Consider the following 12027-nt stretch of genomic DNA (forward strand, 5'->3'; position numbering starts at 1 on the left):
ATGTTTTTCTGAGGGCAAAAGTAAAGGAAATGATAAAAAAGACTTTGACACAAAAGTGTATTTCAGATACAATTGGCTTAAGAATTACACTTTTGTGTATAAAAAGAAAGAATCTATTTTGTATTTTTTCAAAATCATACAATAAAACTACTTCACAAACCTCAGCCTTGTCCACAACCACCGTGGTATCATTGCCCATGCAGCTACAAGCATGCGATAGCGCCAGTCGATTGTGACTGTCTCTTTGCCTTGCATCACAGCCTTTACTATGGAGCGTGCAACACTATTAGCCGAGAGTTGCAAGGGGAAATGACTTCCGGCAATAAGGTCGGTAGCTACAAAGCCGGGACGGATGTCGGTGATATGAATATTCAATCGGCGCATGCGCGACTGCTGTGCAAGACATTCAAGATAGTGCGACTGGAAACGCTTGGTGGCTGAATAAGCCGGTGCTGCTCCCAATCCACGTGTGCGTGCTATGGAGGTGATGCAAGCTATCTGTCCACCTTTATTATTATTGGCAAACCAACTGTATGCTGCCGTAACCATACGTGTGAAGCCCAAGCCGTTGGTCTCCACGGTCTTCATCTCGCGGTCTATATCAAGCTCGCAGTTCTCCCACCCTATTCCCGAACTATGGAAATAGAGATCCATACCGCCAAGCTCTGCTATAAGTTCATTGAGCTGCTGTGGCGCAGACGCATCAGTTACATCTATCTGTCGATAAGCCTTGATGTTCTCGTTTGACTTGACTATAGCTTCAAGTCTATCAACACGTCGTCCGGCTACACCGACAATGTATCCTCGCTCGGCAAGAAGACGAGCCACTTCGAGTCCTATACCCGAAGTGGCTCCTGTTACTATTGCTTTTTTCATTGACTCGTATACATTATTATGGAACTCTCACTACATCTACCACATGGCTACCTGCTCCTATCAAGTCGGCACGCTCTGAGATGCACTTCTGATATTCTATGAAACGGGCAAATGTCTCGTCGTTCATACGGTTGAGTCGTGTGCGCATATAGTCGGAAGCTCCGTCGGGCGAGAAGATAGTGACACGTTCCAAGCCGGCACATTCGTCCAGTCGGTTAATATCATCAATACGCACATAGTCGTAGAGTTCGTCTGCCGATGCCTGTATATGGAAGTTCTCATCGACAGCACCACGTTCCAACAATCCTTCTATACGGTCTTCGTCGAAGCAATATGACAGTATGCTGTACTCGTTCATCAGGTAAGCCACGAATATCAGTCCGCCAGGTTTGGTGACGCGCTTTGCCTCGTTAAGAGCCTTAAGTTTCTCCTCATCGCCAATGAGATGATATAGCGGACCGAGCAACAGCGTCACATCTGCCATTGCTGTAGGCAGGAACGGCATGTTGCGTGCGTCGCCCTGCACAACGTCGGCTGTAGGCTCACGCTTCAGGAACACCTCGATATTGCGACGCACCAGTTCTACAGCCTTCACATTATAGCCTTCTGCCATAAGAGCCGATGTGTAGCGACCGGTTCCTGCACCTATGTCAAGCAGCTGCATGTCGGGATTGATATACCTACGCAAATGATGCATTGTGGTTTCAAACTCAACAATGCCGTGCCTACGCTGCAAGCGAAGGTCTTCGGGATGCTTGTTGTAATGTTTCTCTATATTTGATAATGCCATATTTTTTAGTTGAGAGTTGAGAATTGAGAGTTATGATATGCTGTTTATATTAACGCCAACACATCCTCCACGATTTGTTCGTCGAGCAAGCGGTTGTCCTTAAGCAACTGCTCCACATCGTATCTGTCGTAGAGTCCCTTCTTGATGCCACATACAAGCACCTTCATATCCGATGTACCGTAAGAAGAGGCTATGCGCTCGCCAAAGCCACCGTCCTTGCAGCCGTCTTCAAGTATTACCACAAGCTTATGGTTCGTCTTCAACGCTTCGAGCGAATCGGCATCCACCTCATTCAGATAGCGTGGATTGACGAGCGTTGCATCAATACCCTTATCGGCAAGCAGGCGTACTACGTTCTCGCCCTTCTGATAGAATGAACCAGCAGCAATGATTGCCACCTTCGAACCTTCGTGCATCACCTTATATTTTGACTCGTAGCTATACTCTTCGTCCACATTCTCTGTTGTATGCACCACTCCGTTGCTCGGCACACGAATGGCTATAGGCTTCTTGTCCTGAAGTATTGCCCAACGCATCATGGCAAAATATTCCTCGCATGTGGTAGGAGCGAGATAGATGAGTCCCGGAATGCTGCAAAGCATAGGTATGTCGAAGAGGCAGATGTGGGTGATGTCGTTCATCGAGTTCACTCCGCCTCCTACTACATTGATTACGGCTGGGTTGGAGTTGATGCAAAGATCCTGTGCTATCTGGTCGTAGGTGCGCTGGATGAACGTGCTGTATACTGTCCATACCGGACGCAGTCCACCCTTAGCCATACCCGAAATCATAGCGACAGCCTGCTCTTCGGCAATGCCCATGTCAAGATGTTGCGAGCCAGCCTCCTTGCGCTTGTCGGCAGTAAAGCCTGCTGCTGTAGGAGTTCCGGCTGTTACGGCGATTAGTGTCTTGTCCTTCTTCATCTCGCTCAGCATCCAGTCAGAGAAGAGTTCGGGATATGTCTCGCATGGTTTCACCTCAGGCACAGTTCCATCGGCATTGCGAACCGGGCGACTACCGTCATCAAGATTGAACGGCATTCCCCAATGCCAAGCTTCCTTATTCTTTACGGCAGGGGCATAGCCATGACCTTTTTCTGTGTGGATATGAACAACTGTAGGGCGGTTGGTATCCTTGACACTACGGAAAACTTCAATGAGACGCTCTATGTCGTTGCCTTCCTCCAGATACTTATACTCAAATCCCCAAGCCTTAAACCAGTTGTGCTCGCACTCGCCACAGCTCTCGCGAAGCGCACGCAGATTTTTGTATATACCGCCATGGTTCTCGGCAATAGACATCTCGTTGTCGTTTACAATGATGATGATGCCCGTGCCAAGCTCCGAAGCCTCATCGAGTCCTTCGAATGCTTCACCGCCCGACAGCGAACCGTCACCTATTACGGCTATGATATTCTCCTTGGTTCCCTTCACGTCACGTGCCTTCTGCAGTCCGGTGGCAAGACTGATGGATGTGGAAGTGTGGCCTACCTCAAAGTTGTCGTACTCTGGACATTCTGCAGGAGAAGAATAGCCCGATATGGCATTCATGTCGTCTACGTTGCCAAGAAATCCGGCTGCACGACCCGTAAGTACCTTATGCGGATAGCACTGGTGGCTGACGTCAAACACAAACTTATCCTCTGGCGCATTGAACACATAGTGCAAAGCTACCGTTGCTTCTACAAATCCGAGGTTAGGACCTATGTGTCCGCCATGCTTGCTAACACGATTGAGCACAGCCTGACGCACTTCGTCGGCTACAATATTAAGTGTCGCGATGTCCATGCCTTTCAAGTCGGCAGGACTCTGTATCTTCTCTATATACATCGTTTATTGATTGATTTATTTGTTCGTTACTGTTTCACGTTGCAAAGATACTAACATTATTACATTAATGCTATACCACGATTGCGGAATATATTACCAAGATTTCTAAATATATTACACTCCTTATACTTATAATAAGGGGGTCATATAAAGCGGAAGATAGGTGATACCATCAACAACCTTATAATCGGCTGCATGTAAAACAGTAGGAGAGATCATATATTCTCCAAACTTATTCATACACTTTGTTATGGAAGACAACGTGTAGTTCTTGCCACTTTTGACTTCTATCGGGCGAATATTATGACGTGTTGTCACTTTGTCCTTTTGAAGCAAGAAATCTATCTCCATACGATTTTCGGCTTCTTCTGATGACTTACTATAGAAAAAGAGCTTATTGCCGCTGGCTGTCAACATTTGTGCCACGACATTCTCAATGAGCATCCCTTCATTCACCTCCAGCTTTCCAAAGAGCAGTTTCTGATAAATCTCTGACGATACAATACCCTTTTCATCAAAAGCGTGACTGATCAACAAGCCCGTATCGTTCATATAGCACTTCAGAGTAGTGCGGTCTTCGTTCATCTTCAGTCCGATGTTAGGCTCAGTCGAGTTGTAGCATATGTTGACGACTCTTGCATCCTTCAGCCAGAAGAAAGCATCGTCCCAATCACGATATTTAGCACCAGGTTTTAGAGCAGACAGCCGGAACTTCTTCTCATGCTTAGACAGCTGAGGAGGAATCTGATCGAATATAGAAGCCACCTTATCGGCTATCTCACTTGCATAATTGAAGATGTCATTACGGTAAATGGTCAGTACATCGCGCTTGGCGGCATCTACGGCATCGAAATCTTTCGTCTCAACATACTTCTTGACGGCTTGTGGCATACCTCCCACTATCATATAGAGACGAAATGCATCCATAGCCTGACGATGGAAAGCTTGTCCCATGGGCTTCTTTTCTGCATACATCTTACGTATCAAGTCCATCAGCATGTCATTACCGGTAGCCCAAAGAAACTCTTCAAAGTCCATTGGATACATCTGTATAGGGCGTTCTTCCGATGGTAGCACAATACCCTGTGTATTTTTCTTAATACTTACCAGCGATCCTGTCTCTATGTAATCGTATCGACCATCTTTTACCAGAAACTTGATGGCAGCTCTCGCCCTGGGACACAACTGTACCTCGTCAAGAACGATAAGCGACTTGCGTTCATGTAGCCTTACCTTATAGTGCTGACTCAGATAGAGAAACAGCATATCAAGGTCTTCCAGATACAGGTCGAACCAGTCTCTGACCATCTGTGGAGCCTTGTTAAAGTCGATGAGGATATATGACTCATATTCATTCCTGGCAAACTCCTCTACGATATAACTCTTACCTATGCGCCGCGCACCCTCTACGAGTAGTGCCACTTCACCGTTTCTTTTCTCTTTCCACTCAAGGAGTTGTTGATATATTTTTCGCTTCATAGTAACCTCTTTACACTTTTTTGAGATATTCAATCATTACGTAATACACCTTTTTGAGATTTATTACAATGCAAAAATACACCTTTTCGAGATATTACACAAGTATTATATTGAATATTTATTGGTGAAACAATAACATACTATATATAAAACGGCAGACTCCCATCAGAGAGTCTGCCGTTTATTTATTGAAATAAGTTCAGCAAGCTGTTTTTTACTTCAGCTCTGTCATAAAGAACTGTGCCACCTGACGAAGCAGGTGATTGCGTGTGTTGCCACCATAAATGCCGTGGTTGCGGTTGGTGTAGAGCAGTTCGCGGAAGTCCTTGTCTGCCTGAACCAAAGCCTCCGAATATTCGTACATGTTCTGCGGATGAACGTTGTCATCGGCAGTTCCGTGGCAGAGAAGCAATGCTCCGTGCAGTTTAGAGGCACGCTCTATCGGGTTGGTAGCATATCCGTCGGGGTTCTCCTTAGGAGTACGCATGTAGCGTTCGGTATATACCGAGTCGTAGAAGCGCCAGTTGGTTGGAGGAGCTATTGAAACTCCGGCACGGAATACGGGACGACCCTCACTCATACTCATAAGAGTGTTGAATCCGCCATAACTCCATCCCCATATACCGATGCGATCCTTGTCTACATAAGGAAGCGTTCCGAGATAGAGAGCTGTCTCTACCTGGTCGCGCGACTCTAAATCGCCGAGGTTGAGATATGTGCACTTCTCGAATTCGGCGCCACGTCCGCCTGTGCCACGTCCGTCAACGCTCACTACGATGAAGCCCTGCTGTGCGAGATATGAGTCGTAAGCACCGCCCTGACCCATCGAACCTGCGCTCCAAGCGTTCTTGACCTGCTGGCTGCCGGGGCCGCTATACTGATGCATTATGACCGGATAGCGCTTGGAAGCATCAAAGTCGAGCGGACGAAGCATCCATCCGTTGAGTGTGACGCCCTCAGAAGTGGTGAACGAGAAAGCCTCGCGCTTGCAGAATCCGTATTCCTTTATGGTCTGACGCAGCTGACTGTTGTCCTGAAGCGTAGATATCACCTTGCCGGCACGTGTGCGTGTAGTATATACATAAGGTGTATTGTAGTCGCTCCAAGTGTTGATGAAGTACTGATAGTCGCCCGAGAAGAGTGCCGAGTTCCATCCCTCAGCATCGGTGAGACGCTCAGTCTTGCCGTTCTTATGATTTACGTATACCTGACGGTCGGTTGGTGCAAGAGCGGCAGCCTGATAATATACGTCGCCTGTCTTGGCATCGTAGCCATACACTTCGGTAATATCGAACTTGCCACCGATGGTGCGCTGCAACTGACCGTTCATATTATATATGTACAGATTCATGTATCCAGAGCGGTCGCTGGGCAGAATGATGTTGTTGCCAACGAACTTGATGGCTTCAACTGCCGACTCCTGCACATACTTGGGCACCGACTCCTTGATGAGAAGCTGGGCTACGGTGGTGCGAGGATTGACAGCATAGAGACAGAGCTGGTCCTGATGACGGTTCATAGTGTACACTACGATGCGGTTGGGATCGACTGTCGACTTGATGCGAGGCATGTATCCGTCGGCATCGATGGGCACATTAAGGCGATTTATCTTGCGACTCTTGATGTCGTAACTCCACGCTGTAACGACGCTGTTGTCCTGACCTGCCTTGGGATACTTGTAAGAGTAGAATCCGGGATAGTCGGTATACTCCGAATGTTCGGGACGCATACCCTTGTACATCTGCAACGAATAGGTCTTTACCTTCGACTCGTCGTAGCGAATCCAGCAAAGCATGGTGCCGTCGGCGTTGAAGGTGAGGGCGCGGTTGAATCCGAATTCCTCCTCATTCACCCAATCGGGAATACCGTTGATGACCTCGTTGAACTTGCCGTCCTTAGTCACCTGTATCTCGGCATTGTCGTAGAGCAGCTTGACAAGGAAGATGTTGCCTTCGCGAACGAATGCCACCTGCTGACCGTCAGACGACCATGTGGGCACCTGCTGAGGTCCGCCGTCAGACAGACGCTCCAGTTTGCGCGAGGCGATGGTGTAGATATAGTGTACGGCGGTGTATGAGCGGCGGTATATATAGTTGGTCTTGGTCTGTATGAGCAGACGTGTTCCATCGGGCGACATGGTATAGCCGTCGAACGAAGAGATTTTCTCGCCCATCGTGTTGTTTACATCGAAGAGTACAGACTGCTCGCGTCCGGTCTTGAACGAATAAGTGACAATGCGCTTGCCGTCGTCGCTGATGCGGGCGTAGGTATCGGTTCCCTCAATGGGATTGATGCCCGACACCACCTTTGGCGCAAACTTACTGCCTGTAACGTCTGCCAGAGTAATCTTCTGGGCAGCCGACACTGAAGATACAAACATCATAAGGAATGTTGTACAGATAAGGATTAAACGCTTCATTAATTATTAATTATTAGTTATTGATTATTAATTGTATTGTCTTTATGGGCTGATAGATGTCGGCTGGAGCGTTGCATCGAGCCGCACATCTATATTTTGCAAAGTTATAATTTTTTCCGTACATTTGCACTCCTAAACCAATAAGTTTTGACTATGACACCACAATTATACAACGACTATGGGGCTTGGATACGCAGCAAGTTCCCGTTTCGTGTGCAGAAAATATCCATTGATGCCGGATTTGCATGCCCCAACCGCGACGGACATGTAGGCATCGGCGGATGCACATTCTGCGACAACCGCACGTTCAACCCCTCTTATTGCCAGCCATCGAAGTCGATAGCCGAACAGATAAGCGAGGGCAAGGCGTTCTTTGCACGCAAATATACGGGAATGAAGTATCTGGCATACTTTCAGGCTTACAGCAACACCTACGCTTCGGTAGAAACATTGAAGCGCCGATACGAAGAGGCTTTGAGCCAGGATGATGTTGTGGGTATAATAATAGGTACTCGACCCGACTGCGTAGGCAGCGATGTGATGGACTATCTGGAGCGACTGAACCGCCAGACTTTTATGATTGTGGAGTATGGCATTGAGTCAGTGTCGGACCAGACTTTGCTGCGTGTCAACCGCGGACACGACTTCGAGTGTTCACGCCGTGCCATTGCCGAGACTCACGACCGTGGCATTCTGACGTGCGGACATATAATATTAGGATTGCCGGGCGAATCTGCCGAGGAGAACATAAGGCAATCGGAGGTGGTGTCAAATTTGAAGCTCGACATTCTGAAGCTTCATCAGCTGCAGATTATAAAGGGCACGCAGCTTGCCGAAGAATATTGCCGCGAGCCGTTCAAGCTATACTCCGCCGACGAATACATCGACCTTTGCATACGCTATCTTGAACGGCTGCGCAACGATATTATTGTAGAACGATTTGTAAGCCAGTCGCCTGCCGACATGCTCATCGCCCCCAAGTGGGGACTGAAGAACTATGAATTCACCAACCGACTGGTCAATGAGATGACGCGAAGGGGCACGTGGCAGGGACGACTGCTGTAGTTGAGAGTTGTGAGTTGAGAGTTGAGGGTTGAGAGTTATGAAAACAAAATAATCGTACAGGAATAACGCTCAATCCACGTTTTTTGCTTAACTTTGCACATAATAAATACTATGTTTCGGCCAACCGAATGGCATGGCTCGGCAAATGTAGCCCTTTTGGCTTGCAAAAGGACTCCTTTTGAAGGCTAAAAGGACTCCTTTTGGAGAGTAAAAGGACTCCTTTTGCAAGCCAAAAGGACTACATTTGAAAACCAACGTCAAAACCCTGCTGAAACTACTATAATAATAATATGTATAAAACAAAAAAAACAATATATTATGTCAGTTACAGAAGAAAAAACGATTGAGGAAAAGAAGAGCCTCAGCTTTGTTGAGCAGCTCGTTGAGCAGGACCTTGCCGAGGGGAAGAACGGCGGACGCATACAGACACGATTCCCGCCTGAGCCTAACGGATACCTGCACATCGGACACGCCAAAGCCATCTGCATGGACTTCGGTATTGCCGAAAAGTACAACGGCGTGTGCAACCTGCGATTCGACGACACCAATCCTACAAAGGAGAACAACGAATATGTAGAGAACATCCTTAACGATATTGCATGGCTCGGATTCAAGTGGGGCAACATATACTACGCTTCCGACTACTTCGACAAGCTGTGGGAGTTTGCCATCTGGATGATCAAGAACGGACACGCATATATCGACGAACAGACTGCCGAGCAGATAGCCGAGCAGAAGGGCACTCCTACTACTCCCGGAACCAACTCGCCATACCGCGACCGTCCGGTTGAGGAGAACCTCGAACTGTTTAACAAGATGAACACTCCGGAGGCTGTTGAGGGCAGTATGGTGCTGCGCGCCAAGCTCGACATGGCCAACCCCAACATGCACTTCCGCGATCCTATCATCTATCGCATCATTCATACACCACACCACCGTACCGGAACCAAGTGGAACGCTTACCCCATGTACGACTTCGCTCACGGACAGAGCGACTTCTTCGAGGGCGTTACCCACTCTATTTGTACCCTGGAGTTTGTGCCACACCGTCCACTGTACGACAAGTTTATCGACTACCTGAAGGAGATGCGCGGCGAGACTGAGAACATACACGACTTCCGCCCGCGTCAGATCGAGTTCAACCGACTCAACCTCACATACACTATGATGTCGAAGCGTAAGCTTCTGGCTCTCGTCAACGAAGGAGTCGTGTCAGGATGGGACGACCCACGTATGCCGACACTGTCGGGTATGCGCCGCCGCGGATACTCGCCTGAGTCTATACGCAAGTTTATCGACTCAATCGGCTACACCAAGTTCGACGCCCTTAACGACATGGCGCTGCTCGAAGCTGCCGTTCGCGACGACCTGAACAAGCGCTCGCTGCGCGTGTCGGCTGTGCTCGACCCCGTCAAACTCGTCATCACCAACTATCCCGACGGTCAGACCGAGGAGATGGAAGCTATCAACAATCCCGAAAACGAGGCTGACGGCACTCACACCATTACCTTCTCGAAGAATCTTTGGATTGAGCGCGACGACTTCATGGAGGACGCTCCGAAGAAGTTCTTCCGTATGACTCCGGGCAAGGAGGTACGTCTGAAGAACGCATATATCGTGAAGTGTACCGGATGCACTAAGGATGCTGAGGGCAATATCATCGAGATTCAAGCAGAATACGACCCGACAAGCAAGAGCGGAATGGAGGGTGCCAACCGCAAGGTGAAGGGAACCCTGCACTGGGTTTCGGCAGACCACTGCCAGAAGGCGCAGGTACGCATCTACGACCGACTCTTCACCGTGGCTGACCTCGGTGCTGATGAGCGCGAATTCCACGAACTGCTCAACCCCGACAGCCTCAAGACTATCGACAACTGCTACGTGGAGAACTATGCTGCCGAACGCAAACCGGGCGAATACCTGCAGTTCCAGCGCATCGGATACTTCATGGCCGACCTCGATTCTACTGCCGACAACCTGATATTCAACAAGACTGTCGGACTGAAGGATACTTGGGCAAAACAAAATAAATAATACTTCTTAATGTTTAGTGTTTAATGTTTAATGTTTAATTGGGCACACCTGTTATAACATTAAACATTAAACATTTTTCATTAAACATTGTTTAGATGGACAACAACAAGAAATATTTTGACAGTCCAGAATTCGGACGACTGCTGCAACGCTACGAACGCTCCCTGCAAATGGGCAAGGACGAATATTTCGAGAGCGACGAACTGTCGGATATTGCCGAATACTACTACGACAAAAAAGACAAACCAAGGGCAGAATACGTTCTCGACTATGCTATGCGGCTGCACCCTGGAGCCGTGCTTCCACTTGTTTTTAAGGCACGCATAGCGCTCATCGACGAGAAGGACATTGAAAAAGCCCGCTACTATGCTTCGCTCATCAGCGACGCGTACGACATCGACTGCCTCTATCTGAAAGCCGAAATATTGATAGCCGAAGACAAACCGGAGGAGGCAAACAGCTTCCTGCGCAACGCTATGGACAACATTGACGAGGACGATGTGCCCGACTTTGTGCTCGATGTGGCTACCATATTCATCGACTACGGACTGCCTGACATCTCAGCCGAATGGCTCACCATGTCTGACGAGGACGACTTGCAGGACTATCGCGAGATAAAGGCGCGCATCGCTTTTGCCAAAGGCGACTACGAACAGAGCGAACAGCTGTTTGAACAGTTGCTCGACGAAGACCCTTACTCGGGTCGTTACTGGAACTCGCTGGCCTCGACGCAGTTCATGGGCAACCGTATCAACGACTCGATAACATCGAGCGAATACTCCATTGCCATCAACCCGAACGACGAGGAGGCTCTGCTCAACAAAGCCAACGGCCTGTTCTCACTGGGAAACTTCAACGAAGCGCTCAAGTTTTACGAAAGATTCCACCAGCTTTGTCCCGATGAAGGAGCCGCAACGATGTTTATCGGCAACTGTCTGCTCAATATCGGACAAACCGAGAAGGCACTACAATATTACAAGGAGGCGCTCGAAGCATTGAAAAAACAGAATCTTGGCACTACCGAAGTGCTGCAATGCCTGGCGTTCACATACTCACAACTCGACCAACGCGACGAAGCGCTGGCGTGTATCGACGAGGCTATGAAGCAGCCCGATGCCAATAAGGACGAGATAACGATTGTGAAAGGACACATACAATTGGAACATGGACACGTCAAGGAGGCAATACGCTGTTTTCTGGGTGCCTTGCAGTCTACGTCGTTCTCGCACGACATATTCTTCCGCATTGCCATCTCGGTATACGACTGTGGCTATCCTGCCATCGCCTATCGCATGTTCAAGTCGTACACCGACATGCACGACAATCACGGCGACGAAGGAATGGCGTATCTCGCAGCATGCCTCAAGACGCTCAACAAGAAAGCCGAATACATCGAATGCCTTAAAATAGCATGCCAACGCAATCCGGCTGAAACCAAAAAGGTTCTGGGCGAATTCTATCCCGAAACGCTCGATCCGAAGGATTATTACGACTATGAGATGAGACTTATGTCGGATGGACAAAAAAATTAATAC

The 12027-nt window shown here is 48.4% G+C and carries 8 protein-coding genes; 3 read left to right on the forward strand and 5 right to left on the reverse strand.

All coding sequences use genetic code 11. From position 1 onward, the window contains the following. Nucleotides 1-147: 147 nt before the first annotated feature. From I6E49_RS05300 to I6E49_RS05320, 5 genes are all read right to left on the reverse strand, one after another. Nucleotides 148-876: an SDR family NAD(P)-dependent oxidoreductase gene (locus I6E49_RS05300; protein WP_235400864.1), complete on the reverse strand. Its 729-nt coding sequence runs from the start codon at nucleotides 874-876 to the stop codon at nucleotides 148-150. A 16-nt stretch (nucleotides 877-892) separates the two neighbouring features. Continuing rightward, nucleotides 893-1666, reverse strand: a complete 774-nt coding sequence (locus I6E49_RS05305) for a class I SAM-dependent methyltransferase (RefSeq protein WP_235400866.1) — start codon at nucleotides 1664-1666, stop codon at nucleotides 893-895. A 44-nt stretch (nucleotides 1667-1710) separates the two neighbouring features. Next, entirely contained in the window at nucleotides 1711-3495 is a 1785-nt protein-coding gene (locus tag I6E49_RS05310) for a 1-deoxy-D-xylulose-5-phosphate synthase (protein ID WP_235400867.1), read from the reverse strand. Between the two features lie 129 nt (nucleotides 3496-3624). Next, the gene (locus I6E49_RS05315) at nucleotides 3625-4974 is read right to left on the reverse strand and encodes an ATP-binding protein (protein WP_235400868.1); all 1350 of its coding nucleotides are present in this window, start codon (nucleotides 4972-4974) and stop codon (nucleotides 3625-3627) included. A gap of 214 nt (nucleotides 4975-5188) precedes the next feature. Further along, entirely contained in the window at nucleotides 5189-7393 is a 2205-nt protein-coding gene (locus tag I6E49_RS05320; RefSeq protein WP_235400869.1) for a DPP IV N-terminal domain-containing protein, read from the reverse strand. A 153-nt stretch (nucleotides 7394-7546) separates the two neighbouring features. Between I6E49_RS05320 and I6E49_RS05325 the strand changes: the two genes are divergently transcribed. From I6E49_RS05325 to I6E49_RS05335, 3 genes are all read left to right on the forward strand, one after another. Then, nucleotides 7547-8458 carry a TIGR01212 family radical SAM protein gene (locus I6E49_RS05325; RefSeq protein WP_235400870.1) on the forward strand — a complete coding sequence of 304 codons (912 nt, stop codon included), beginning with the start codon at nucleotides 7547-7549 and terminating at the stop codon, nucleotides 8456-8458. Between the two features lie 318 nt (nucleotides 8459-8776). Continuing rightward, nucleotides 8777-10492: a glutamine--tRNA ligase/YqeY domain fusion protein gene (locus I6E49_RS05330; RefSeq protein ID WP_235400871.1), complete on the forward strand. Its 1716-nt coding sequence runs from the start codon at nucleotides 8777-8779 to the stop codon at nucleotides 10490-10492. A gap of 95 nt (nucleotides 10493-10587) precedes the next feature. Continuing rightward, nucleotides 10588-12024, forward strand: a complete 1437-nt coding sequence (locus I6E49_RS05335) for a tetratricopeptide repeat protein (RefSeq protein WP_235400873.1) — start codon at nucleotides 10588-10590, stop codon at nucleotides 12022-12024. The last annotated feature ends 3 nt before the right edge of the window (nucleotides 12025-12027 follow it).

Source organism: Leyella stercorea, assembly GCF_021531655.1.